Raw genomic sequence first — 25,603 nt, 5'->3', positions numbered from 1 at the left:
CTTCAGGTTTATCAGCACAATTAGTCCGCAGACAGGAGTCCCCGTGGTCCAAGGTGTTCGTGGTACGGAAACCGGCGGCTTCGAAACGCTCATGGACGCGGCCTGGCCGGCCGTCGAGCGTTACGACACGGGGGAGTGGGTCCTCCGGGCTGCCGCAGGAGTCACCCAGCGGGCCAACTCGGTGTGGCCGCGGGAGGCTGCCGCAGAGCCCCAGGCTGCGCTGCGCGAGGCGGCCCAGTGGTACCGGCAGCGGCGGCTGCCCCTGATTTTCCAGGTAACGGACACGCCTGCCAATTCCGGACTGAACGCTTTGCTGGACCAGGAGGGCTTCATCCGCCAGTCGGAGACGCTCATCATGGCCCGGCCGGCCGGAGCCGCGCCCCTGCTTCCACGGTCCGCGAAGGTTGGCATCACGGACTGGCCAAGCAGGGAATGGCTGGGTCTCTGGTGGAGCGTTGACGGCCGCGGCGGCCAGGCGGAACAGGACACAGCGCGCACTATCCTTGCCGGTTGCCCATCGCTCTATGCGCTGGTGAGGGACGACGACGGCCTCCCGGCCGCCGTCGGGCGCCTCGCCCTGGTGGAGGGAACCGGCGGGATCTATTGCATGGCCACGTCCCCCTCGCGCCGCCGGCGGGGATACGCCTCGACGGTGCTGCAGGCGCTCCTGTCCGAAGGGACAGAACGCGGCCTGGACAGCTTCTGGCTGCTGGTGACCGCGGGGAACCATGGTGCCCGGCAGCTGTACAGCGAAGCCGGGTTCGAGGAGTCGGGCCGCTACCTCTACCGCCAGCAGCGGCCCAAGCGGGCGCTGACGGGCTGCTGACCTCAATCTCTCTGCGCCGTTTCGACGGTTCCCTGCCCAGTCGACGATCGGCAGCGCCGAACGCGCAGGGAACCGTCGAATTGGGCGGCGCGCGTCTGTTGATGGCCGGGGTTAAGCCGGTGGGTCGGTGACCTGGATCCGCACCGAGCACGCATCCGCTGCGGCCTTTTTCAGTACCGCCGCCTTGGGGTCCGGTGCGTCGAGGTAGGCCAGCCGCGGCAGGGCGGCGTAATGCTTCAAAGCCGGGTGCTCAAGGACGAAGCCCGCCAAAGCCCTGTCGCCACCGGGAACCACGTATTCGAAGGATTCTCCGCTGAACACCCGAAGCGCGTTCCCGGCAACCGTTTCCACGAGTGCATCCGCCTGGTTGGACCGGCGCCGGGCAAACCGCTGCTGGGACTGACCGCCTGCTGCGGACCGGGACTGCACGTAGGTGGAACCGACCTTCGAAGCCAGCACCAGTCCTTCGCTGACCACCGCAACACCGTAGCCTCCACGCCGGACCAGCAACAGGCCGAGCCGGCGGGGCTGGGACGCGAGGGAGGCGAGCCTTTCCAGGGCGTCCGCTCCGCGGCCCGGCCGGCCGTCGCCGGGCCACGGCGCCTGCAGGAGTGCTGTGGCGCCGTCGTCCGCCAGAAGGCGCAGGCCGTCGTCGTCATCGCGCACCTGGAATCCGCCGTGCCCCTCGCCGAACCTCTCCGCCCAGCCTTGAAGGCGGCTGCCCGTGACATAGGCGGTGCGGACAGAGGACGGTCGCGGCCCCCCGGCGGCGGCACGTGAGGACATGCAGGCATCCTTTCCCTGAAGGGCGGCAGCTTCCGGGCGGAAGCCCCCGGGTAACTGGAAGTAGCCTATCTATGTGGAAGATCTCTTCGGGCACGGGCCCGGCAATGATGATGACGACGGTCCCATTAACGCCGGCGGCGCCCCCGCCACCGGAAGCGCCAAGCAGCGCGGCCCGCTGGCGGTCCGGATGCGGCCCCGCACCCTCGATGAGGTGGTGGGCCAGCAGCACCTTCTGGGCCAGGGCTCCCCGCTGCGGCAACTGGCAGCGGGAGTGGACGCTGCCGGTCCCGCCGGACCCACCTCCCTGATCCTTTGGGGTCCTCCCGGGACGGGGAAAACCACCCTTGCCCACGTCATCGCCAGGGGACCGGGCCGAAAGTTCGTGGAACTGTCGGCCATCACCGCCGGGGTCAAGGACGTGCGGCGGGTGATGGACGACGCCCTGACGGCCCGCGACCTGTACAAAACCACCACTGTCCTGTTCCTCGACGAGATCCACCGCTTTAACAAGGCCCAGCAGGACGCCCTGTTGCCCGGCGTCGAAAACCGTTGGGTGGTCCTGGTGGCTGCCACCACAGAGAACCCTTCCTTTTCCGTGGTCTCGCCCCTGCTGTCCCGCTCCCTGCTGCTGACCCTCAAACCTTTGACCGAAGCCGACATCGAGGGGCTCCTTCAGCGCGCCGTTGCAGACTCCCGCGGGCTCGGCGGACAGGTGAAACTCGACGACGAATCCCTGGCGCACCTCGTCAGGCTCTCCGGCGGTGATGCCCGGCGGGCCCTGACAGCGCTTGAAGCTGCAGCCGGTGTGGCATTCGGCGATGCAGACGACGCCAGCGACGGCACGGTGAAGGTGGAACTGAAGCACACCGAGCGGGCCCTTGACGTGGCGGCCGTCCGCTATGACCGCGCAGGGGACCAGCACTATGACGTGGCCAGCGCCTTCATCAAGTCCATCCGTGGTTCGGACGTGGACGCCGCCCTGCATTACCTGGCGCGGATGCTCGAAGCGGGGGAGGACCCGCGGTTCGTCGCCCGCCGGATCGTCATCTCCGCGGCGGAGGATGTGGGAATGGCTGATCCCACTGCCCTGCAGACCGCGGTGGCCGCAGCCCAGGCCGTGCAGCTGATCGGAATGCCCGAGGGGCGGATCATCCTGGCCGAGGCGGTGGTGCACCTGGCTACAGCCCCCAAATCCAACGCCGCCTACATGGGGATCAACAAAGCCATTGCCGATGTCCGCGCCGGGCTGGGGAACGGCATCCCTGCCCACCTGCGGGACGCGCACTATCCGGGTTCCAAGCAGCTGGGCCACGGCCTTGGCTACAAGTACGCACACGACGCGCCCCACGGCGTGGCAGCACAGCAGTACCCGCCGGACGATCTGGTGGGGAAGGACTATTACCAGCCCACAACCAACGGTGCGGAGCGGGACATCGCGGTGCGGCTGGAGCGGCTGCGGAAGATCGTCCGGGGCAAGTAGGGCCGTGCTAGGATAGTACGTTGTCTGGCAAGGCGCGGACGCACAATCTCCCCAATTTCACGTTGAGAAGGTTATGCCTGCGCCCAGTAGCAAAAGGCAGCGGTTGGCCGATGCTCTCCATCGTGGAGGCCAGTAACACTGACACACCGCAGATATTGGAAGGACACAAGTGGCTAACAACACTCGTGCTCGCCGTCAGGCCCGCCTCTCGCGGTCCCTCGGCATCGCTCTGACCCCCAAGGCCGCCAAGTACATGGAGCGCCGCCCGTACGGCCCCGGTGAGCATGGCCGTGCCCGCAAGAAGCAGGACTCCGACTACGCCGTACGTCTGCGCGAAAAGCAGCGCCTGCGCGCCCAGTACGGCATCCGCGAAGCACAGATGACCCGTGCCTTCGAAGAGGCCCGCCGCACCAAGGGCCTGACCGGTGAAAACCTCATCGAACTGCTCGAAATGCGTCTTGACGCCCTGGTCCTGCGTGCCGGCTTCGCCCGCACCATCGCCCAGGCCCGCCAGCTGGTTGTGCACCGCCACATCATGGTTGACGGCATCCGCGTTGACCGCCCGTCGTTCCGCGTCGGCGAGGGCCAGCTGGTCCACGTCCACAGCCGCAGCGAAACCATGGCTCCGCTCCAGGTTGCAGCAGCCGGCGCCCACCGCGACGTCCTGCCCGCCGTCCCGGCATACCTGGACGTCAAGCTGGAAGCCCTGCAGGCACGCCTGGTCCGCCGTCCCAAGCGCTCCGAGGTCCCCGTGACCTGCGAAGAGCAGCTGGTCGTCGAATTCTACGCACGCTAAATCCAGGCAGCGTATACAAGGAAGCCCGTGGCAAGCGCCGCGGGCTTCTTTGTATGTAAGGTACTTGGGGGGACATCCGCGGAATGCGCTTTACGACGCGTCCGCCGGTGGGAACGAACCACAGAATTTCTAGGAGATGAACGTCTATGTCTGGTGGCGATATTGCCGGCCTGATCGCTGCCGGAGTGTTTGCGCTCCTGGTGCTGCTGCTTGCGGTGCCCATCCTGAAGCTGGGCAAAGTCCTGGACGAGGTCCGGACCACCATCAGGTCCCTCAGCGACGGCGCCACACCGCTGATGGACGAGGTCACGGCCACCGTGTCCACCACCAACCAGCAGCTGAAGAAGGTGGACGGCATTTCCTCCAACGTCTCCGACGCGTCGGCAAACCTCTCGGCACTGTCCTCGCTGGTTGCCGCCACCGTTGGCTCGCCGCTCATCAAAGTGGCAGCGTTCAGCTACGGCGTCCGCACCGCCCTGGCAAACCGCAAGAAACCCGCTGCCGGCCGCCGCAGCCGCTGAACACCGGAGAACCTAAAATGAAACGACTTGTCTGGATGGGAATCGGCGTGGCGATCGGAGTCATCGCGCTCCGCAAAGTCACGGAGGCACAGGCCAGCATGCAGTCCACACTGGGCCCGCAGGGCCTCAACCGGGCAGTAGGCCGGCTCGCCGACGGCGTCTACGACTTCGCCGATGCCATCCGCGACGGCATGCGTGAACGGGAAACGGACCTCCGCGCCGCCCTCGGGGTGGAGTCCGCAGAACTCGTCCGCCGCTGACCTGGCAACCGGCCAGGCCGCAGCCCGCACTCGGCCTGCCAGAACCAACCGGCAGTAGCCGTGCTCACGGAACTGCCAAGAGAACGAACTTCCACGCACACGTGTGGACCAAGAAGGGTAAGTAAACAGCTCATGAAGTCGCAGGAGATTACCAAACGCTGGGTGGACTTTTTTGTCAGTAAGGGCCACACCGCGGTTCCCTCCGCATCGCTGGTCTCCAGCGACCCCTCGCTGCTGTTCACGGTTGCCGGCATGGTTCCGTTCATTCCCTACCTCACCGCCCGCGAGGAACCGCCCTACTCCCGCGCCACCAGCGTGCAGAAGTGCATCCGCACGGGCGACATCGAGGAAGTGGGCAAAACCGCCCGTCACGGCACCTTCTTCCAGATGTGCGGAAACTTCTCCTTTGGCGACTACTTCAAGGAAGACGCCATCAAGTTCGCCTGGGAGCTGCTGACCAAGAGCGTGGACGACGGCGGCTACGGCCTCGCACCCGAACTGCTGTGGGTAACGGTCTACGAAGAAGACGACGAAGCCAAGGAACTGTGGCTGAAAAACACCGGTGTTCCGGCCGAACGCATCCAGAAGATGGGCAAGTCCGACAACTACTGGCACACCGGCCAGCCGGGCCCCGCAGGTCCCTGCTCCGAGATCTACTATGACCGCGGACCTGCCTACGGCATCGAGGGCGGCCCGCTGGCTGACGAGACCCGGTACATCGAAATCTGGAACCTCGTGTTCATGCAGTACCAGATCGAAAATGTCCGGTCCAAGGAGGACTTCGACGTTGTGGGCGAACTGCCCAAGCGCAACATCGATACGGGTCTGGGCATGGAACGCCTGGCCATGATCCTGCAGGGCGTCGAGAACATGTACGAGACCGACCAGGTCCGCCCCGTCATCGACAAGGCAGCCGAGCTCTCGGGCAAGGAGTACACCTCCGCTGAAACGCCTGACGACCCGCACCACACCGACGATGTGCGCATGCGCGTGGTGGGCGACCACATCCGCTCTGCACTGATGCTGATTTCCGACGGCGTGACCCCCTCCAACGAAGGCCGCGGCTACGTCCTGCGCCGTCTCATCCGCCGTGCTGTACGGTCCATGCGCCTCCTCGGCGTCGAACAGGCCTGCCTGCCGGACCTGCTGCCGGCCTCACGGGATGCCATGAAGGGCGTCTACCCAGTAGTGGAGACCGACTTCGCCCGCATCAGCCGCATCGCCTACGCCGAAGAAAAGGCGTTCCTGCGCACCATCGCCTCCGGAACCGCCCGGCTCGAGGACGCCGTCAAGGAATCCAAGGCCGCCAGCAAGCCCCTGTCCGGCGCCGACGCTTTCGCCCTGCACGATACCTACGGGTTCCCCATCGACCTGACGCTGGAAATGGCCGAGGAGGCCGGGCTCCAAGTGGACGAGGCAGCATTCCGCAGCCTCATGCAGGAGCAGCGCCAGCGCGCCCAGGCCGACGCCAAAGGCAAGAAGGGCGGCCACGCCGACCTCAGCGCCTTCCAGGAAATCCTCGCCCAGGGTGAGACCGTCTTCACCGGTTACACAGAGCTCGACGGCGAATCCCGCGTACGCGGCATCCTCACCGGAGGACAGCCGGTTCAGCAGGCATCCACGGGCGACGAAATTGAACTCGTACTCTCCGAGACCCCGTTCTATGCAGAAGCGGGCGGCCAGGCAGCCGACACCGGCCTGATCACCGGCGACGGGTTCGTCGTTGAGGTCCTCGATGTCCAGCGCCCGCTCAAGGGCCTGAGCGTCCACAAGGCCATCGTCCGCGAAGGCGAGATCGGGGCGGACTCACTGGTGCGTGCAGCCGTTGACCGCGAACGCCGCCACGCGGCCGAGCAGGCCCACACCGGCACGCACATCGTGCATGCCGCACTCCACCAGATCCTGGGCCCGGAAGCCACCCAGCGCGGGTCCTACAACAAGGCAGGCTACCTGCGCTTCGACTTCGCCTGGGGCGAGGGCCTGAGCACCGCCACCCGTTCGGAAATCGAAGAGGTCTCCAACCTCGCCATCCGGAACAACTACGCCGTGGAAACAAAGGTGATGGGACTGGCTGAAGCCAAGGCCCTTGGCGCCATGGCCCTGTTCGGTGAAAACTACGGCAGTGAGGTCCGCGTTGTGGAGATCGACGGCGCGTGGTCCCGAGAGCTTTGCGGCGGAACCCACGTGGCCAACACCTCGCTGATCGGCAGCCTCTCCCTCCTGGGCGAACAGTCGGTAGGCTCAGGAAACCGCCGTGTTGAGGCTTTCGTGGGCATGGAGGCGTTCCGCCACCTGGCCGCCGAGCGTGCCCTGGTGACGGAACTGACCGACCTGCTCAAGGTCCCGTCCGGTCAACTGGCTGACAGGATCGCCGCCACCCTTGCCAAGCTTAAGGCTACGGAGAAGGAGCTCGACAGGCTCCGCAAGGAGCAGCTGGCCGCTTCCGCCGCCCAGCTCGTCAACAGCGCCAGGGACGCCTCCGGAGTCAGCGTCATCGCGCACGACGCCGGGCAGGTCAGCGGTGCCGACGACCTCCGCGGCCTGGCGCTGGATCTGCGGAACCGCCTGGGTTCAGCGGCCGCCACGGTGGCAGTGGCCGGCGTCGCGAACGACCGCCCGATGATCCTGGTTGCCACCAATGAAGCCGCACGGGAAGCCGGCGTCAAGGCCGGTGCCCTGGTACGTCTCGCCGCAGGGATCCTCGGCGGCGGCGGCGGCGGCAAGGACGACGTTGCCCAGGGCGGCGGAACGGACGCTGCCAAGGTGGCCCCTGCCCTTGCAGCGGTCGTGGACGCCATTTCCGGGCGATAACCCACCCATGACCAATCCTTCCGCAGCCGGCGCCCCCCAGGGCATTAAACTGGGGGTCGACGTCGGTACCGTCCGGGTAGGCGTGGCCATCTGCGACCGCGATTCGATCCTGGCCACGCCGTACAAGACGCTGGACCGCAACGCCAGGAAAAACTCGGACGTGCGGGTCATCGCCAACCTGGTTGAGGAACTTGGCGCGGTACAGGTCATCGTTGGCCTGCCCCGGACCATGAAGGGTGAAGAGCACGCGTCCGCGAAAATGGCCACGGAGTACGCGGAGCTCCTGGCTGCAGAGCTTGGGTCACGGGCTTTGTCCGTGCCGGTGAACCTGGTGGATGAGCGCCTGAGCAGCGTTACAGCCCACCGGAACCTGCATGAAGCTGGCATGAGCAGCCGGAACCACCGTAAAGTAGTTGATCAGGTCGCGGCGGCAGGTATCCTTCAGCACGCCCTCGACATGCAAAAAGCCAGGGGAGCGGACGTCGGCCGACGCGTGGCGGCGCCCTCCCCTTTCGGGGACCCGGGGGTCAGCGAAGTGGATGATTCTGTCTGCGCCACCCCGGACACGGACCAATCTTCAAATGATGGAAGGCAACAGTGAGTCCTGCCAATATTGACGACGCTTCCGGCCCCTTGGACGCCGGGGGAGCGAGGCCGCTGACCCGCAAGGAACTCCGGGCGCTGGAAAAGACCTCTGACACCGGACTCCAGGCCGCCGTGCCCGAACAAGCCTACGAGACGGGGCAGGACGTTCCGGCGCTGCCATCCGGACCGCCGGCCGCCGCCGCACCACGGCTTCCTGCGGGCGCCCCGGCTCCGGGGGATCAGCCGCTCCCGGCCGCCCCGGAGGCGCCGCCGTCCATCCAAAACGTCCAACTCGACGACGCCCCTCACGACGACGATTCCATTTCCTATCCGGAGCCTGTCCTCGCCGGGCACAGGGACTCAGCGGAGGGGCATTACGACGACGACGCCCACTATGCCGAGGGACACTACTACCAGGAGGGCGTGCACCACGACGATGCCCTCCATCACGAAGGACGCTATGACCAGGGGCACTACGATGATGCGCACCACGCAGGGCACCACGAGTTCCTGCCCGCTGCGGCAGCGCCCGTAGTGGCCAAACCGTCCAAGAAGGTCCGCCGCCGCCGGAGATTGCTGGCGCTGTTCCTCACTCTTGCCGTTTTCGTCACGGCGGTCGCCGTCGGTGCGCAGTTCCTGAAGCCGCTGCTTGGCAGCGGCAAACCCAATGACTTCCCTGGCCCGGGTTCAGGCCAGGTCCTGGTGACGGTCGAGAACGGTGAAGGCACGCGTTCTGTTGCCAGCAAGCTGGAAGGTGAGCGCGTCGTCGCCAATTCCGACACCTTCCTCCAGGCGTTCAATGCATCGGGCGGTGTCCTGGCTCCAGGTGACTACACGTTCAAAACGGAAATGAAGAACACCGACGCCGTCAATGTCCTGCTCGGCAAGGACCAGGAGAAGGTAATTTACTTCGCCCTCAGTGCCGGCCTCCGTATCGGCGAGTCGCTGCAGGCGATTTCTGAAGGTTCCGGGATCTCCATCCAGGATCTCCAGGCCCTCAGCAACCAGCCGGCCCAGTTTGGCCTTCCCGCAACAGCCAAAAACCTGGAAGGGTATCTCGCCCCGGGCGAGCACCGTTATCCGCTTGGCACGCCGGCAAAGGACATCCTCCAATCGCTGGTCAAGGTCACCGTGGATGAACTGAAGTCCCAGGGCATCAACGATCCCGCCAAGCAGTATGAGGCAGTTATTGTCGCCAGCATCGTCCAGGCCGAGGGCGGCCAGGCCGAGTACGGCGACGTGGCCGGGGCCATCTACAACAGGCTCAAGCCCAACGATCAAACCAACGGCTTCCTGCAGGTGGACTCAGCCGTCACCTACGGCCTGGGAACCAAGAGCTACAACTTCACGGACGAGCAGCGCCAGGACAAGTCCAACCCGTACAACACTTACGCGAATCCGGGCCTTCCCCCCGGGCCGATCGGTTCTCCGGGTAAAACAGCCATTGACGCTGCCGCCAAGCCCAAGTCCAACGATTTCCTGTACTGGGTGACCATCAACCTGGACACGAAGGAAACGAAGTTCTCCCGGACGCTCGCTGAACACAACACCTACGTTGAGCAGTACAACGCCTGGTGCACGGCGAACGTCGGCCGCTGCACATGAGCCTGCGGGCAGCCGTCCTGGGCCACCCCATCAGCCACTCAAAGTCTCCGGCGCTGCATCACGCGGCGTACAGCAAGCTCGGCATCGGCATCAGCTACACGGCAATCGACGTCACTGAACAACTGCTGCCCTCGCTGATGCGGCAGCTCCGGGACCAGCCAGGCTGGCGCGGCCTCTCGGTCACCATGCCCTTGAAGGCGGCCATGGTCGGTGAGGTGGACGAAGTCCGCGGCGTTGCCCGGACCCTGGGAGTAGTGAACACCGTGGCCTTTGAGGAACACGGGACCGGTTCCCGGGCCGTCGGGTTCAATACGGACGTCACCGGCATCGTCAACGCCATCCGGCACGCGGGCGGCAAGACACCGGAGTCCCCCGTTATCCTCGGCGGGGGAGGGACTGCGGCCGCCGCTGTTGCAGCCCTTAGGGAACTTGGAGCCGGCTCCGCGAGGCTTTTTGTACGTGATCCGTTACGCACAGCAGAAGTCCGCGCCGCAGCAGAAAGCCTCGGCCTCGCACTGGAGGCCCGTCCCCTGGCGGAGGCGGCAGGAACAACAGCCGCCGCCGACGTCGTTATCTCAACCCTGCCGCCGCGCGCTGCGGACGGGCTGGCGGCAGAGATCGCGGCACTGAAGATGCCGACGCCGGGCATATTGCTGGACGTCGCCTACGACCCCTGGCCCAGCCGCGTTGCAGCTGTGTGGGCGGCCGGCGGCGGTGCGGTGGTGCCCGGCCTTGAAATGTTGCTGTACCAGGCGGTGGAACAGGTGCGCCTGTTCAGCCGGCTCGACGAGGAAGTTAACTCCTCTGTCATAGATGTGATGTGCGACTCAGTCGGCCTTCCCCGACGGGCGCTGTGACCGCCATACGTGGCAGGATGGAAAATATGTTGCGTTGGTTGACTGCCGGTGAATCCCATGGTCCGGCTCTGATGGGAATTATTGAAGGCGTCCCCGCCGGTGTGGAAATCACCAGTGGGCACATCGCTGATTCACTGGCCCGCCGCCGCCTTGGCTACGGACGCGGCGCGCGCATGAAGTTCGAACAGGACGTTGTGACCATCCTTGGCGGAGTCCGGCACGGGCGTACCCAGGGCGGCCCCGTGGCCATCCAGGTAGGCAACACCGAATGGCCCAAGTGGGAACAGATCATGTCCGCCGATCCCGTCGACGCCGGACTCCTTGCCGACCAGGCCCGCAACGCGCCGCTGACCCGCCCCCGCCCCGGGCATGCCGACTTCACCGGAATGCAGAAGTATGGCTTTGATGAAGCCCGCCCCGTCCTCGAGCGCGCCAGCGCCCGGGAGACTGCCACGCGCGTAGCAATGGGTACCGTCGCTGCGCAGTTCCTGAAGCACCTGGGCATTGAACTCATCAGCCACACCGTCTCCATCGCGACCGTCACGGTGCCCGAAGGACGGCCCCTGCCGGTTCCCGCCGACGTGCTGGCCCTGGACTCCGATCCGCTGCGCTGCTTTGACCGGGAAACGTCCGATGCGATGGTGGCCGAGGTTGATGCCGCGCATAAGGAAGGCGAAACCCTGGGCGGCGTGATTGAAGTCCTCGCCTACGGGCTTCCGCCGGGACTTGGAAGCTACGTGCACTGGGACCGCCGGCTCGACTCCCGGCTCGCTGCAGCCCTCATGGGCATCCAGGCCATCAAGGGCGTGGAGGTTGGTGACGGCTTCCTCACTGCCGCGCGCCGCGGTTCTGCTGCCCACGACGAAATCGTGCGCGATGCAGACGGACGCATTATCCGCACCAGCAACCGTGCCGGCGGCATCGAGGGCGGCATGAGCATTGGCGACGTGCTGCGCGTACGGGCCGCCATGAAGCCCATCGCCACCGTGCCGCGGGCCCTCAAGACCATTGACATCAGCACCGGTGAAGCCGCCAAGGCGCACCACCAGCGGTCCGACGTTTGTGCCGTCCCGGCCGCCGGCGTGGTTGCGGAAGCCATGGTGGCGCTGGTCCTGGCCGAGGCGGTCACCGAAAAGTTCGGCGGCGATTCGGTGACGGAGACCGCTCGGAACATCAAGGGCTACCTGGACAGCATCCCGGCGTCCCTGGACTCGATCGGCCAGTAAGTGCCCTCCAGCAACAAAACCGCCCCCATGGGCCCGGTGGTGCTCATCGGGCCCATGGCCGTCGGTAAATCCGCTATCGGGCGGCAACTGGCCGATCAGCTCGGTGCTCCGTTCGTGGACACCGACGCCGTCATCGTGGCGGCCCACGGATCCATCTCCGACATCTTCGCGGGACGCGGGGAGCACACGTTCCGCGAGATCGAGGCCAGGACAGTGGCCCACGCCGTCGAAGCAGCGGAAGGCACGGCCACAGTCATCTCCCTGGGTGGAGGTGCCGTCCTTGACTCCGGAACGCAACAGCTGCTCCGCAGGTGCACGGTGGTGTACCTGGAATGCGACGCCAGCACAGTTGCCGGACGCATAGCCCGCAATTCGGGCAGGCCGCTGCTGGCGGGGGATGCGGTTGGCCGTTGGACGGCCGTGTTTGCCACCCGCAGGCCCGTCTACGAACGGCTGGCTGACATAACCCTGGACGTGCGCCACGGCTCGGTTTCCGAGCTGGGACGCCGGCTGGAAGCAGCACTGCGCGACTACGCAGCTGCCAAACAGGAAGTTGAAAAGTGAGCGTCGAATCAACAGTCATCAAAGTGACCGGCGAATCCGCCGGCAACAACTACGACGTCGTGGTGGGACGCGGATTGCTGGGTGACCTTCCCGGCCTGCTCGGTGAGCGTGTCCGCCGGGTCCTCGTCATTCACCCCCGTGCCCTGCGCCTCACCGGGGACACCGTCCGCGACGAACTGGCGGCAGCGGGTTTCACCTCACTCACGGCGGAAATCCCGGACGCCGAAGAAGGCAAGCACATCCAAGTGGCGGCCTTCTGCTGGCAGGTCCTGGGGCAGAACGATTTTACCCGGTCCGACGCGATCGTGGCCGTGGGGGGAGGCGCCGTCACGGACCTCGCCGGCTTCGTCGCCGCCACCTGGCTGCGCGGCATCAAGGTCATCCACATGCCCACCAGCCTGCTCGGCATGGTGGACGCCTCGGTGGGTGGAAAGACCGGCATCAACACCGCCGAAGGCAAGAACCTCGTGGGCGCCTTCCACCCGCCGGCAGCTGTGCTGGCGGACCTGGACACGCTGAATACCCTGCCGAAAAACGAGATCATCTCTGGAATGGCAGAGGTCATCAAGTGCGGCTTCATCGCGGACCCTGCGATCCTGGACCTCATCGAAAAGGAACCCGAAGCGGTGGTGGACCCGCAGTCAGCCGTCCTCCGGGAACTCATTGAGCGTGCTATCGCGGTCAAAGCCAAAGTTGTCTCGGAAGACCTCAAGGAATCGGGGCTGCGGGAAATCCTGAACTACGGGCACACGCTGGGGCACGCCATAGAGCTGGTGGAACGCTACTCCTGGCGTCACGGCGCCGCTGTGTCCGTGGGCATGATGTTCGCCGCCGAACTGGCCCGCAGCGTCGGGCGGCTCAGTGACGCCGACGCCGACCGGCACCGCACCATCCTCGACGGACTGGGACTGCCCGTCACTTACCGCCGGGACCGGTGGCAGGGCCTGCTGGACGGAATGCGCCGGGACAAGAAGTCCCGCGGCGACCTGCTGCGTTTTGTTGTTCTGGACGGCGTTGCCAAACCGGGGATCCTCGATGTGCCGGACACGTCACTGCTGTTCGCCGCGTACCAGGAGATTGCTTCCTGATGCACGGCCACATGGAAGGTACGGCAGAGTGGCCGGAGGCTGGCTTCCCGGGAATCCGCATCAATCCGGAAACGCTGCTGCCCCAGATCGTGAACCATGACGCGTGCCGTGAGGCCCTGGCGGTGTCTGCCGATCCGGCCGACCATATTTATGTCCTGCTGGTGGAAGGGCATTCCGCAGAGGCGGCGGAACTGCTGGCCGAAGCGCGGTTCAAGGATCCCGAGTCCTTCAAGCTGCGGGCTTTCGAAGCCGAGGTGCTCCGGGTTTCAAACCGGCTCGACCGCGCCGTGGAGCTGTTCCGTCAGCTGCTTGCCGAGGTGCAGGGGACGCCGCGGGAGGCGCTGGTACTGCAGTTCCTCGGCAAGACCCAGTACACCGCGGGGCAGACCTCGGCGGCGGTCGAGTCGTTCGCCCGCGCCCTGGACCTGCGTGTTGCGGAATCAGCGGACGCCGCCCTGATCTACTCCTCCACGGTGGCGCTGCAGCGGGCCCGGGACGTCCTGGACCTGGCCTGCTGACCGCTTCCCCGGGCTTATCCCGGAAAGGGCCGCCGTTTAACCCGGTAGAATGGTTCTTGGATTTTTTTCGACGCCCCGATTTTTGACAAAAACGCGCCGGCACGCCGAGAGGCATGCCCGCCCGGCATACAACGTCTGACAACGCGACCAGACATAGAAACCAGAGGAAACCAGTGGCAACCACTAACGACATCAAGAACGGAACGGTCCTGAAGCTCGAGGGCCAGCTCTGGAACATCATCGAATTCCAGCACGTCAAGCCGGGCAAGGGCGGCGCCTTTGTGCGTACGAAGATGCGCAACGTGATGTCCGGAAAGGTCGTGGACAAGACGTTCAACGCCGGGCTCAAGATCGAAACCGCCACCGTTGACCGCCGTGACTACCAGTACCTGTACCAGGACGGCGCCGACTTCGTGTTCATGGACACCTCGGACTACGACCAGATCACGGTTTCCGGGGCAACGGTGGGGGACGCCACCAACTTCATGCTCGAGAACCAGATGGTCAACATCGCCATTCACGAGGGCAACCCGCTGTACATCGAGCTGCCGCCGAGCGTCGTCCTCGAGATCACCTACACCGAGCCGGGCCTGCAGGGTGACCGCTCCTCTGCCGGCACCAAGCCCGCCACCCTGGAGACCGGCTACGAGATTCAGGTTCCGCTGTTTATCGAGAACAACACCAAGGTCAAGGTGGACACCCGTGACGGCAGCTACCTCGGCCGGGTCACCGACTAGTGAGCGCACGCGGTAAAGCCCGCAACAGGGCCCTGGATGTTCTTTTCGAAGCCGAGCAGCGCTCGGTTTCGGCCTTTGACGTGCTCCGGGCACGCCGTGAGAAGACCGACCAGATCGTCAACCCCTACACCCTGGAGATTGTGGAGGGCGTGGTGTCCCAGCAGGCCGCTATCGACGAGTTCCTCGAAACGTACTCACAGGGCTGGACCCTCGAGCGGATGCCGTCAGTGGACCGCATCATCCTGCGCATTGGCACGTGGGAGCTCCTCTACAACGACGACGTCCCCGACGGTGTGGCTGTGAGCGAGGCTGTGGCGCTGGCCAAGACGCTGTCCACCGATGAGTCACCGCAGTTCATCAACGGCCTCCTGGGCCGCCTGCAGCAGCTGAAGCCTTCTCTGCTCGCTTAGCTTGCAGAATCACTGGAGGGCTGGCCCCCGTGGGGGCCGGCCCTTCCAGCGTTTAATCAGCCGGCGACGGCGGCCCGCAGGGCCAGGACCCGCTGCAGCTGCCGGCGCTCCTCAGCCTGGTGCAGCTGCACGTCGCGGCCGCTGAGGATGCGCTGGCGGGTGTTGGCCAGCTGGGTCGCCGCCTTCAGGAACTCTTTCATCTGCCGCTTCCTGCCGTAGCTGCCCGCCCAGGTAAGGGCAGTTCTTCGCCCGCCCAGCGTGGCCAGGAGCTCCACCTCCGCGGGGGTGAACCAGCCGGCGGCGGAGTATTCGAGCAGGCGCTGGCGGGTCAGCCGTTTCTCCGCGACGCGCAGGAGGATGATGCCGGCTATGGCAAGGAAGAAAATGGGAACCTGGATCAGGATGTAATCCACCAGGAAGCCCTGGCCCATGCTGTTCCAGCGGTTGTGCAGGATCATGGCCGGCACCAGTCCCACGAAGAAGGCAGCCACCGAAGCGCCCGCGTGCCAGCGCCGGGCGGCGTAGCCCATGATGAGTCCGGTGGTGCCCGTGAAGATCGCATGGGCAAAGGGGGACATCACGCCGCGAAGGAAAAATACCTGGGCGAAATCGCTGGCCGGGTCTGCTGATTCCGCAATGGCCCTGCCGAAATACAGGATGTTCTCCGTGAACGCGAAGCCTCCCGCGATGGTGAACGCAAAGACCACCCCGTCCACCGGCCCGTCGAAGTGCTTCCTGGCCAGCAGGAGCAGAAGCAGCAGCCCCAGGGACTTGGCAAACTCCTCCACAATGGGCGCCTGCACCGTGGCCATGTAGGTCTGCAGGTCCGAGCCGTCGGATAACTGGAACCCCAGCACAAAAAACGGCTGGATCAGCAGTGTGACGGCAATGGATACCGCCGCGCCCCAGGTAAAAGCGAAGTACAGCAGCCGCTTCGGCTCGGGTTCCCACTTATCAATGACATACACAGCCAGAAGGACGACGGACAGGGGAATGAGCGAGGCCAGGAATCCCACCAGGAACCCGGCCGGGCCCGTGTTCGAGAGCAGGAACGGCACCACCAGGAACAGGCTGAGGAAGGCCAGGGCGCTGCCGCCGACGGTGAGTCCCACCAGCCCGCCGCTGCGTGTCCGGCCGGCCCGAACCACCGTTCCCTGGACCTGCGGCGGCACCACCGTATCCAGGGCGCGGCCCTGATGCCCCGGAGCAGGCCGGTAATTCTCCGGCTGCACATGACCCATCCAGCTCGGGTTGGCGTCGCGGGGGAGCGGGCCGCCCGCTCCACGGTACGGATGTTCGGGCGGCCCGGACGCAGGGTAGCGGGGATGCATCGACATAACCGAAAGCCTAGGTGGCCCGCGCCACGTGTCCAAGGATTCCCGGCACAAGTCCGCTGCAGTGTGACCATCAACGCGTCCGGCCGGCGCGGGCCCGGCCATGCGCCTGTGGTAATTTTGGAACGCACAAGATCCTTTTTTAATTCCGTCCTGTGAGGCGGGGAAAGGGGAGACGAGCGTTGACTTCTGTCACCAGCGCACCGGTTCCAGCCAGGGTAGTTCTCAGCCAGGCGGACATAGACCGGGCCCTCACTCGTATCGCCCATGAAATTCTCGAGGCCAACAAGGGTTCCCAGGACCTCGTTCTTCTTGGCATTCCCCGCCGCGGTTACCCGCTGGCTGCCAGGCTTGCCGAAAAAATTGCCGCCGCTGACCCAGGCGTGGACGCCGCGGCCATCGTCGGGCAACTGGACGTCACCATGTTCCGCGACGACCTCTCCCACCAGGGCACGCGCCCGCCGTATCCTACGAAGCTGCCGCGAACGGGCATCGACAACAAGGTGGTCGTCCTCATTGATGACGTCCTGTACTCGGGCCGCACCATCCGCGCCGCGCTCGACGCCCTGGTTGACCTGGGCCGGCCCCGCATCGTCCGGCTGGCAGTGCTGATAGACCGCGGCCACCGCGAGCTGCCCATCCGCGCAGACCATGTGGGCAAAAACCTCCCCACCTCATCCGCGGAAAAAGTCAGGGTCCGGCTCGAGGAAACCGACACCGCCCCGGGCGGCTCTCCGGTCAACGAAGTAGTGATCGAGGGCCGCTCGTGAAGCACCTGCTCTCCACCGAAAACCTCAGTCTCGCCAATGCCGTCCGCATCCTCGACACCGCGGAGGAAATGGCTGCCGTAGGGGACCGTGAAGTCAAGAAGCTCCCTGCCCTGCGCGGGCGTACCGTAGTCAACCTCTTTTTCGAAGACTCCACCCGCACCCGAATTTCCTTCGAAGCCGCCGCCAAGCGCCTCTCGGCAGACGTCATCAACTTCGCCGCCAAAGGCTCCTCGGTCTCCAAGGGGGAGTCCCTCAAGGACACAGCCCAGACACTGTCCGCGATGGGTGCGGACGCCGTCGTGATCCGGCACTGGGCCTCCGGCGCACCGCACCGGCTGGCCGCGACGGACTGGATCGACGCCGCCGTCATCAATGCCGGCGACGGCACCCACGAACACCCCACGCAGGCGCTGCTCGATGCCTTCACCATGCGGCGCCACTGGGCGCGCCTGTCCGGAACCGGCTCCGAGGGCGCAGACCTGAAGGGCATGCGCGTGGCCATTGCCGGTGATGTCCTGCACTCCCGCGTGGCCCGCTCCAACGTCTGGCTCCTGCGCACGCTCGGCGCCGACGTCACCCTGGTGGCGCCGCCCACCCTGCTGCCCATCGGCGTCGAAAAATGGCCCTGCAAGGTCAGCTACAACATGGACGAAACCATCGGGCAGGGCGTCGACGCAGTGATGATGCTCCGCGTGCAGGGCGAACGCATGAACGCTTCCTTCTTCCCCAGCACCCGTGAATACTCCCGCCGGTGGGGCTTCGACGACAATCGGCTGCGGGCGCTGGACGCACTGGGGATGAAGGACACCATCATCATGCATCCCGGCCCCATGAACCGGGGCCTGGAAATTTCGGCTGCAGCTGCCGATTCACCGCGCTCCACGGTCCTGGCCCAGGTCCGCAACGGTGTCTCCGTGCGCATGGCAGCCCTTTACCTGCTGCTGTCGGGGGATACCCGCGAACCAGCCGCTACCCCCGCCCTGGCCTATACCGGCACCCATTCCACCAAGGAGAGCAACTGATGGCAGGCAACACCGGAACCTATCTGATCCGCGGAGCCTCGATCCTTGGCGGCGCGCCGGCAGACCTGCTGATCCGCGACGGCGTTATTGCTGAAACCGGAACGGGTATGTCAGTTGACGGCGCAGACGTCATCGAGGCAGCCGGCCTGGTGGCACTGCCGGGCATGGTTGACGTCCACACCCACCTCCGCGAGCCAGGCCGCGAGGACGCCGAAACCGTCGAGACCGGAACCCGGGCTGCTGCGCTGGGCGGCTACACCGCCGTCCATGCCATGGCCAACAGCACTCCCGTTGCGGACACCGCCGGCGTGGTGGAACAGGTCTACAGCCTGGGCCTGAAGGCCGGCTGGGTTGATGTGCGCCCCGTGGGCGCCGTTACCGTGGGGCTGGCCGGCGGGCAGCTCGCCGAGCTCGGCGCCATGGCTGACTCCCGCGCCAGGGTCCGCATGTTCTCCGATGACGGCATCTGCGTCCATGATCCTGTCCTCATGCGCAGGGCGCTGGAATACGTCAAGGCGTTCGACGGCGTGGTTGCCCAGCACGCGCAGGAGCCGCGGCTCACCGCCGGCGCCCAAATGAACGAGGGCGAAGTGTCAGCCGTGCTGGGACTGGCCGGGTGGCCCGCAGTGGCCGAGGAAAGCATCATCGCCCGGGACGTGCTGCTGGCACAGCACGTCGGCTCGCGGCTGCACGTGTGCCACGTCTCCACCGCCGGTTCGGTGGAAATCATCCGCTGGGCCAAGGAACGCGGCATCAACGTCACGGCCGAGGTCACCCCGCACCACCTGCTGCTGACCGATGACCTGGTCCGCAGCTACGACCCCGTCTACAAGGTCAACCCGCCACTGCGTACCGACGCCGACGTCCAGGCCCTGCGGGCAGGCCTCGCGGACGGCACCATCGACGTCGTCGGCACCGACCACGCCCCGCACCCCAGCGAGCACAAGGAATGCGAGTGGGCGCAGGCAGCCATGGGCATGACCGGGCTGGAAACGGCCCTGTCCGTAGTGCAGCACACCATGATCGAGACCGGCCTGATCACATGGGCCGATTTCGCCCGGGTGACCTCTGCCGCAGCCGCAAAGATCGGCCGCCTTGAAGACCAGGGCCGGCCGCTTGAAGCTGGGGAACCTGCCAACATCATCCTGGTGGACCCGGCGGCGCGCTGGACGGTTGAGCCTTCGAAGATGGCCACCATGGGCCGGAACTCCCCGTTCAAGGGCATGGAACTTCCCGGCAAGGTGGTCGCCACCTTCTTCAAGGGACACCCCACCGTCCTCGACGGCGCCCTCAACACCCCCTACCCGCACGCCGCTTCCGTGGGCGCCGCCTGATGGACACCCAGCTGCTCTCGCTGGCCATCACGCTGGCCCTGATCGCCATCGCCTTCGTCCTCATCGGGCTGGGCTGGCGGAACCGCCTGAAGCGCCAGGCCGACGTCGAACAGTTGCCGTCGGTGCCCGAGGCACCGGGGGAGGCGCTCACCAGCGCCGAGGGGCAGTACGTCGCGTCCACCACCGGCGGCGACTGGCTGGACCGCATCGCAGTGCATGGGCTGGGCATCCGGACGAATGCAACCCTGGCGGTCTACCCGCACGGCGTCCTCTTAGACCGGGCAGGAGCGCCGGCGCTGTACATTCCCGCCGCGTCCCTCACCAGCGTACGGCTCGACAGCGGCATGGCCGGCAAGTTCGTGGAGAAGGACGGGCTCCTGGTCCTGTCATGGACCCACGGCAGCCACGAGCTGGACACCGGCTTCCGGACCCGCCTCGCCGGAGACAGGGACGTGTCTTTCGCAGCACTTCAGGAATTGATTTCTTCGGCCCCCGCGGCTGATGCCACTAGTGGAAAGTAAGACAGTGACAACAAACGCAACAGTATCCGCCCCAGTTTCCGTTCCTGAATCAGCTCCAGCGGCGCTGGTGCTCGAAGACGGCCGCATCTTCCGCGGGCGCAGCTACGGCGCCACCGGAACCGCCCTGGGCGAGGCAGTCTTCGCCACGGGCATGACCGGCTACCAGGAAACCATCACCGACCCGTCCTACGCCCGCCAGCTCGTGGTCCAGACGGCCCCCCACATCGGAAACACCGGTGTGAACAATGACGACGCCGAGTCACGCCGCATCTGGGTGGCCGGGTACATCGTGCGTGACGCGGCCCGCCGCCCTTCCAACTGGCGTTCAGAGCGTTCGCTGGACGAGGAGCTGGTGGAACAGGGCATCGTGGGCATTCAGGGCGTGGACACCCGCGCCATCACCCGCCACCTGCGCGAACACAAGACCATGCGCGCCGGCATCTTCTCCGGCGAAGCCGCGCAGGCCACTGATAAAGAGCTGGTGGACGCCGTGCTTGCCAGCGCCCCGATGGAGGGCGCACGGCTGGCTGAGGAAGTCAGCGTTGACCAGGCGTACGTGGTGGACCCGAAGGACCACGGCTGGGAAGGCGATGCCCGCTTCAGCATTGCCGCCGTCGATCTCGGCATCAAGGCCATGACCCCGGTGCGGTTCGCCGAACGCGGCGTCCGCGTCCACGTGCTCCCCGCCACCGCCACCCTGGAAGACGTCAAGGCCGTCAACCCGGACGGCTTCTTTATGTCCAACGGCCCCGGCGATCCCGCCACGGCAGATGCCCAGGTCAACCTCCTCCGCTCCGTCCTGGACGAAAAGCTGCCCTACTTCGGCATCTGCTTCGGCAACCAGATCCTGGGCCGGGCGCTGGGGTTCGGCACGTACAAGCTCCGCTACGGCCACCGCGGCATCAACCAGCCCGTGATGGACCGCCGCACCGGCAAGGTGGAAATCACCTCCCAGAACCACGGCTTCGCTGTTGATGCTCCACTGGACGGCGCCACCCAGGCCCCGGAGGAACGGTACGGCCGCGTCGAGGTCAGCCACGTCAGCCTGAACGACGACGTCGTGGAAGGCCTCGCGTGCCTGGACATCCCCGCTTTCTCCGTCCAGTACCACCCCGAAGCAGCAGCCGGCCCGCACGACGCCGCCTACCTGTTCGACCGCTTCATTGACCTGATGGAGGGCACCCGGGACGGCAGGACCGCCAACCTGTCCAAGGACCCGGTGGACTCTGCCCATCCCGCGCAAGCGGACAACAACAGCGCTGAACACAAAAACGACAACAAGACTGAGGACAAGAAGTAATGCCGAAACGTACAGATCTCAAAAGCGTCCTCGTCATTGGTTCGGGCCCGATCGTCATCGGCCAGGCCGCCGAGTTCGACTACTCCGGCACGCAGGCGCTGCGCGTCCTCAAGGAGGAGGGCCTGCGGGTCATCCTGGTCAACTCCAACCCGGCCACCATCATGACGGACCCCGAGTTCGCCGACGCCACCTACATCGAGCCCATCACCCCTGAGGTGGTGGAGAAGATCATCGCCAAGGAGCGCCCGGACGCCGTGCTGCCCACCTTGGGCGGACAGACGGCACTGAACACCGCCATTGCCCTGGACAAGAACGGCGTGCTCGAGAAGTACAACGTGGAGCTCATCGGCGCCAACATCGCGGCCATCGAACTCGGCGAGGACCGCGAGAAGTTCAAGGGCGTGGTGGAGCGCTGCGGCGCCGAGTCCGCACGCAGCCACATCATCCACAGCATGGACGAGGCCCTGAAGGCCGCCGACGACCTGGGCTACCCCATGGTGGTCCGGCCCTCCTTCACCATGGGCGGGCTGGGCTCGGGCCTGGCCTACACCGAGGACGACCTTCGCCGCATTGTGGGCCAGGGCCTGCAGTACAGCCCCACGTCCGAGGTGCTGCTCGAAGAGAGCATCCTCGGCTGGAAGGAATACGAGCTCGAGATGATGCGCGACAAAAACGACAACGTCGTGGTCGTCTGCTCCATCGAGAACTTCGACCCCGTAGGCGTCCACACCGGCGACTCCATCACCGTGGCGCCCGCCCTGACCCTCACTGACCGCGAATACCAGCGGCTGCGCGACATTTCCATCGCCGTCATCCGTGAAGTGGGCGTGGACACCGGCGGCTGCAACATCCAGTTCGCCATTGATCCCGCCACCGGCCGCGTAGTGGTCATCGAAATGAACCCCCGCGTGTCCCGCTCCTCGGCACTGGCTTCCAAGGCCACCGGCTTCGCCATCGCCAAGATCGCCACCAAGCTTTCCCTGGGCTACACGCTCGATGAAATCCCCAACGACATCACCCAGAAGACGCCCGCGTCCTTCGAACCGACACTCGACTACGTTGTGGTGAAGGTCCCGCGCTTCGCGTTCGAGAAGTTCCCGGCAGCGGACAACACCCTGACCACCACCATGAAGTCGGTGGGCGAGGCCATGGCCATGGGCCGCAACTTCACCGAGGCCCTCCAGAAGGCGCTACGGTCACTGGAGCAGAAGGGCTCCCAGCTGGACTTCAGCTCTGTCCCGGAATGGGAAGTTGCTGAGCTCATCGAAAAGGCGAAGCGCCCGACCACGGAACGGCTGCACCAGGTCCAGCGCGCCCTGCTGGGCGGCGCCACCGTTGAGGACCTCTTCGAGGCCACCAAGATCGATCCCTGGTTCCTGGACCAGCTCCAGCTGCTCAACGAGATCTCCCGGGAGATCCGCCAGGCCGGCGCACTCACCGCAGACATGCTGCAGCGCGCCAAGCGCCACGGCTTCTCCGACGAGCAGATCGGTGCCCTGACGCACAACTCCGAAGCGGTGGTCCGCGGTGTCCGCCAGGCGCTGGGCATCCGTCCCGTCTACAAAACCGTTGACACCTGCGCCGCCGAATTCGCCGCGTACACGCCCTACCATTACTCGGCCTATGACCAGGAGGACGAGGTGGCGCTGCACTCCAAGCCGTCCATCCTGATCCTCGGCTCGGGCCCCAACCGCATCGGCCAGGGCATCGAGTTCGACTACTCCTGCGTCCACGCCTCCATGGCGCTGCGCAAGGCCGGCTACGAAACGGTGATGGTCAACTGCAACCCGGAGACCGTTTCCACTGACTACGACATCTCCACCCGCCTGTACTTCGAACCGCTGACGCTCGAAGACGTGCTTGAGGTCATCGCGGCCGAGGAACGCACAGGCGGCGTCATGGGCGTCTTCGTCCAGCTCGGCGGGCAGACCCCCCTCAAGCTGGCCCAGCAGCTGGCGGACGCGGGGGTTCCCATCCTCGGCACCTCCCCGGAGGCCATTGACCTTGCGGAGCACCGCGGCGCGTTCTCCCGGGTCCTGGACAAGGCCGGCCTGATTTCCCCGAAGAACGGCACGGCCGTGTCCTTCGAGGACGCCAAGAAGATCGCGGACGAAATCGGCTACCCTGTCCTGGTCCGCCCGTCCTACGTCCTGGGCGGCCGCGGCATGGAGATCGTTTACGACGAGCCCAACCTGTCCCGCTACATCGCCAACGCCACCGAGATCACCCCGGACCATCCGGTGCTGATCGACCGCTTCCTCGAGGACGCCGTCGAAATCGACGTCGACGCCCTCTTTGACGGCACGGACATGTACCTGGGCGGCATCATGGAGCACATCGAGGAAGCCGGCATCCACTCCGGCGACTCCGCCTGCGTCCTGCCGCCCATCACGCTGGGCGCCAACGTCCTGGAGCGTGTGCGCACGGCTACCCGTGCCATCGCCGAAGGCGTGGGTGTCCGCGGCCTCATCAACATCCAGTTCGCCCTGGCCTCGGACGTGCTGTACGTCCTCGAAGCCAACCCGCGGGCGTCCCGGACCGTGCCGTTCGTGTCCAAGGCCACCGGCGTGCAGATGGCGAAGGCGGCTGCCCTGATCGGCACCGGCGTCACCATCGGCCAGCTGCGCAGCGCCTACAAGATGCTGCCCGAGGCCGGCGACGGCTCCACCCTGCCCCTGGATGCCCCGGTGTCCGTCAAGGAGGCAGTCCTGCCGTTCAGCCGCTTCCGCACCCTGGAAGGCAAAGTGGTGGACTCCCTGCTCGGACCCGAAATGCGCTCCACCGGCGAAGTCATGGGCATCGACAAGCACTTCGATACGGCGTTCGCCAAGAGCCAGGCAGCGGCCAACAACGCGCTGCCCACCGAAGGCAAGATCTTCGTATCCGTGGCCAACCGCGACAAGCGTTCGGTAATCATGGGCGTCAAGCGCCTCTCAGACCTCGGTTTCGAGATCGTCTCCACCGGCGGGACCGCTGACGTGCTCCGCCGCAACGGCATCCAGGCCACTCCGGTCCGCAAGGTGGCAGAGGGCAGCAGCGCCGAAGGCGAAGGCACCATCGCCGACCTCGTGATCGCCGGTGAGATCGACATGGTCTTCAACACCCCCTCCGGCGGTGAAGCCCGCAGCGACGGCTACGAACTCCGCGCCGCCGCGACGTCCATCGGCATCCCCTGCATCACCACGGTGGCCGAATTCAACGCCGCCGTACAGGCCATTGAGGCGATGCGCACCTACGAATGGTCCGTCACCAGCCTGCAGGAGCACGCCGCGGCCCTGGGAGAATCCCAAAAGGCAGCGTCGCAGAAGGCGGCCCTGCAGAATGCCTGAGCAGGCCGCAGCATCCGCTGAAGCGCCAAGCCGGGAGTCCTTCGGTTCCCGGCTTGGCGCCGCAATGGCCGCCCGCGGTCCGCTGTGCGTGGGTATTGATCCCCACCCGGCCCTGCTGGCCGACTGGGGGCTTAACGACGACGTCGAGGGCCTTCGCGCCTTTTCCCTGACAGTCCTCGACGCCGTCGGTTCCCTCGCTGCCGCGGTGAAGCCGCAGGTGGCCCTGTACGAGCGCCACGGGTCAGCCGGTCTGGGTGTCCTCGAGGAACTCCTCGCTGTTTCCCGGGACGAAACGGTGCTTACCATCGCCGACGCAAAACGCGGGGACATCGGATCCACCATGGCGGCCTATGCCGATGCGTGGCTCCGGGACGGTTCGCCGCTGGCCGCTGACTCGGTGACGTTGAGCCCCTACCTTGGCTTCGAGTCGCTGCGTCCGGCCCTCGATCTGGCGGCCGCGACGGGACGTGGTGTTTTTGTCCTCGCCCTGACGTCCAACCCGGAGGGCGCGTCAGTCCAGCACGTCGGGGGAGCTGACTCAGTGGCACGCAGGATCGCCCTGGCAGCCGGGGGCGAAAACCGCCGTTACCCGGGTGGGCTTGGTTCGGTAGGGCTCGTGGTTGGGGCAACCGTCGGCTCCGCCCTCGCTGACCTCGACGTGGACCTTGCAGCCATGCGCGGGCCCATCCTGGCACCGGGCCTGGGAGCGCAGGGCGCTACGCCGGCCCATCTTCGCGCCACTTTTGGCAGTTCCTATCCCCAAGTGCTGGGAACGTCGAGCAGGGACATTCTTTCTGCGGGCCCGCAGCCGCGGGCGCTGCGGGAGGCGGCCCAGCGGACGCTTGACGGGTTGCTGGGCGAATAGCTCTGCTTTCCTGCTGATGCATTGATTCGGGCTGCACCAAAGGGTAGTTTCAGGACAT

At 66.0% G+C, this 25,603-nt stretch carries 24 protein-coding genes; 22 read left to right on the top strand and 2 right to left on the bottom strand.

All coding sequences use genetic code 11. The features are described 5' to 3' along the window. The first annotated feature begins 91 nt into the window (after positions 1 to 91). Positions 92 to 826 (top strand): GNAT family N-acetyltransferase, encoded by a 735-nt coding sequence (locus AC5RTE_RS02370; RefSeq protein ID WP_494040138.1) that lies wholly within the window; start codon positions 92 to 94, stop codon positions 824 to 826. A gap of 111 nt (positions 827 to 937) precedes the next feature. Here AC5RTE_RS02370 and AC5RTE_RS02365 read toward each other — a convergent pair whose 3' ends face one another. Continuing rightward, on the bottom strand, positions 938 to 1,612 hold the full coding sequence (locus tag AC5RTE_RS02365) for an acVLRF1 family peptidyl-tRNA hydrolase (protein ID WP_494039798.1): 675 nt from the start codon (positions 1,610 to 1,612) through the stop codon (positions 938 to 940). A 73-nt stretch (positions 1,613 to 1,685) separates the two neighbouring features. On the opposite strand from AC5RTE_RS02365, the gene AC5RTE_RS02360 reads away from it, so the two are divergent. The 14 genes from AC5RTE_RS02360 (at position 1,686) to nusB (ending at position 15,070) form a co-directional block, all read left to right on the top strand. Then, a complete protein-coding gene (locus AC5RTE_RS02360; RefSeq protein WP_494039797.1) occupies positions 1,686 to 3,092 on the top strand; it encodes a replication-associated recombination protein A in 1,407 nt (468 codons plus the stop codon). Positions 3,093 to 3,261: 169 nt separating this feature from the next. Further along, positions 3,262 to 3,888 carry a 30S ribosomal protein S4 gene (gene rpsD / locus AC5RTE_RS02355; RefSeq protein WP_494039796.1) on the top strand — a complete coding sequence of 209 codons (627 nt, stop codon included), beginning with the start codon at positions 3,262 to 3,264 and terminating at the stop codon, positions 3,886 to 3,888. A gap of 146 nt (positions 3,889 to 4,034) precedes the next feature. Beyond that, entirely contained in the window at positions 4,035 to 4,409 is a 375-nt protein-coding gene (locus tag AC5RTE_RS02350) for a DUF948 domain-containing protein (protein WP_494039795.1), read from the top strand. A 17-nt stretch (positions 4,410 to 4,426) separates the two neighbouring features. Further along, complete coding sequence (locus tag AC5RTE_RS02345; RefSeq protein ID WP_494039794.1) at positions 4,427 to 4,669, top strand: hypothetical protein; 243 nt, start codon at positions 4,427 to 4,429, stop codon at positions 4,667 to 4,669. Positions 4,670 to 4,801: 132 nt separating this feature from the next. Further along, entirely contained in the window at positions 4,802 to 7,480 is a 2,679-nt protein-coding gene (gene alaS / locus AC5RTE_RS02340; RefSeq protein WP_494039793.1) for an alanine--tRNA ligase, read from the top strand. Between the two features lie 7 nt (positions 7,481 to 7,487). Further along, positions 7,488 to 8,081 (top strand): Holliday junction resolvase RuvX, encoded by a 594-nt coding sequence (ruvX, locus tag AC5RTE_RS02335; protein ID WP_494039792.1) that lies wholly within the window; start codon positions 7,488 to 7,490, stop codon positions 8,079 to 8,081. Next, positions 8,078 to 9,670, top strand: a complete 1,593-nt coding sequence (mltG, locus tag AC5RTE_RS02330; protein ID WP_494039791.1) for an endolytic transglycosylase MltG — start codon at positions 8,078 to 8,080, stop codon at positions 9,668 to 9,670. The genes ruvX and mltG overlap by 4 nt, the downstream gene beginning before the upstream one ends. Further along, complete coding sequence (locus AC5RTE_RS02325; protein WP_494039790.1) at positions 9,667 to 10,527, top strand: shikimate dehydrogenase; 861 nt, start codon at positions 9,667 to 9,669, stop codon at positions 10,525 to 10,527. Before mltG ends, AC5RTE_RS02325 begins: the two co-directional genes overlap by 4 nt. A gap of 26 nt (positions 10,528 to 10,553) precedes the next feature. Beyond that, positions 10,554 to 11,753: a chorismate synthase gene (gene aroC, locus AC5RTE_RS02320; RefSeq protein ID WP_494039789.1), complete on the top strand. Its 1,200-nt coding sequence runs from the start codon at positions 10,554 to 10,556 to the stop codon at positions 11,751 to 11,753. Positions 11,754 to 11,780: 27 nt separating this feature from the next. Further along, complete coding sequence (locus AC5RTE_RS02315) at positions 11,781 to 12,317, top strand: shikimate kinase (protein ID WP_494040137.1); 537 nt, start codon at positions 11,781 to 11,783, stop codon at positions 12,315 to 12,317. Next, entirely contained in the window at positions 12,314 to 13,405 is a 1,092-nt protein-coding gene (gene aroB, locus AC5RTE_RS02310; RefSeq protein WP_494039788.1) for a 3-dehydroquinate synthase, read from the top strand. The genes AC5RTE_RS02315 and aroB overlap by 4 nt, the downstream gene beginning before the upstream one ends. After that, complete coding sequence (locus tag AC5RTE_RS02305; protein WP_494039787.1) at positions 13,405 to 13,923, top strand: tetratricopeptide repeat protein; 519 nt, start codon at positions 13,405 to 13,407, stop codon at positions 13,921 to 13,923. Before aroB ends, AC5RTE_RS02305 begins: the two co-directional genes overlap by 1 nt. Positions 13,924 to 14,096: 173 nt before the next feature. Beyond that, positions 14,097 to 14,660, top strand: coding sequence for an elongation factor P (efp, locus tag AC5RTE_RS02300; protein ID WP_494039786.1), 564 nt, complete (start codon positions 14,097 to 14,099; stop codon positions 14,658 to 14,660). After that, positions 14,660 to 15,070, top strand: a complete 411-nt coding sequence (gene nusB, locus AC5RTE_RS02295; RefSeq protein ID WP_494039785.1) for a transcription antitermination factor NusB — start codon at positions 14,660 to 14,662, stop codon at positions 15,068 to 15,070. The genes efp and nusB overlap by 1 nt, the downstream gene beginning before the upstream one ends. A 56-nt stretch (positions 15,071 to 15,126) precedes the next feature. Here the strand turns inward: nusB and AC5RTE_RS02290 are convergent, their stop codons facing one another. After that, positions 15,127 to 16,407, bottom strand: coding sequence for a PrsW family intramembrane metalloprotease (locus AC5RTE_RS02290; protein WP_494039784.1), 1,281 nt, complete (start codon positions 16,405 to 16,407; stop codon positions 15,127 to 15,129). Positions 16,408 to 16,586: 179 nt separating this feature from the next. Here AC5RTE_RS02290 and pyrR point away from each other — a divergent pair, with 179 nt between their 5' ends. The 7 genes from pyrR to pyrF are packed head-to-tail and all read left to right on the top strand — an operon-like array spanning position 16,587 to position 25,545. Beyond that, positions 16,587 to 17,174, top strand: coding sequence for a bifunctional pyr operon transcriptional regulator/uracil phosphoribosyltransferase PyrR (gene pyrR, locus AC5RTE_RS02285; RefSeq protein WP_494039783.1), 588 nt, complete (start codon positions 16,587 to 16,589; stop codon positions 17,172 to 17,174). Continuing rightward, entirely contained in the window at positions 17,171 to 18,196 is a 1,026-nt protein-coding gene (locus AC5RTE_RS02280) for an aspartate carbamoyltransferase catalytic subunit (RefSeq protein WP_494039782.1), read from the top strand. The genes pyrR and AC5RTE_RS02280 overlap by 4 nt, the downstream gene beginning before the upstream one ends. Beyond that, the gene (locus AC5RTE_RS02275) at positions 18,196 to 19,530 is read left to right on the top strand and encodes a dihydroorotase (protein ID WP_494039781.1); all 1,335 of its coding nucleotides are present in this window, start codon (positions 18,196 to 18,198) and stop codon (positions 19,528 to 19,530) included. Before AC5RTE_RS02280 ends, AC5RTE_RS02275 begins: the two co-directional genes overlap by 1 nt. Beyond that, on the top strand, positions 19,530 to 20,051 hold the full coding sequence (locus AC5RTE_RS02270; RefSeq protein ID WP_494039780.1) for a PH-like domain-containing protein: 522 nt from the start codon (positions 19,530 to 19,532) through the stop codon (positions 20,049 to 20,051). The genes AC5RTE_RS02275 and AC5RTE_RS02270 overlap by 1 nt, the downstream gene beginning before the upstream one ends. Further along, positions 20,032 to 21,351: a glutamine-hydrolyzing carbamoyl-phosphate synthase small subunit gene (gene carA, locus AC5RTE_RS02265; RefSeq protein ID WP_494039779.1), complete on the top strand. Its 1,320-nt coding sequence runs from the start codon at positions 20,032 to 20,034 to the stop codon at positions 21,349 to 21,351. Before AC5RTE_RS02270 ends, carA begins: the two co-directional genes overlap by 20 nt. Next, entirely contained in the window at positions 21,351 to 24,680 is a 3,330-nt protein-coding gene (carB, locus tag AC5RTE_RS02260) for a carbamoyl-phosphate synthase large subunit (protein WP_494039778.1), read from the top strand. The genes carA and carB overlap by 1 nt, the downstream gene beginning before the upstream one ends. Continuing rightward, positions 24,673 to 25,545, top strand: a complete 873-nt coding sequence (gene pyrF, locus AC5RTE_RS02255; protein ID WP_494039777.1) for an orotidine-5'-phosphate decarboxylase — start codon at positions 24,673 to 24,675, stop codon at positions 25,543 to 25,545. The genes carB and pyrF overlap by 8 nt, the downstream gene beginning before the upstream one ends. Positions 25,546 to 25,603: the final 58 nt, after the last annotated feature.

The organism is Arthrobacter sp. K41 (genome assembly GCF_059089645.1).
Note: the sequence above shows the minus strand (reverse complement) of the source record. Positions and strands in the feature narration are given on the sequence as shown.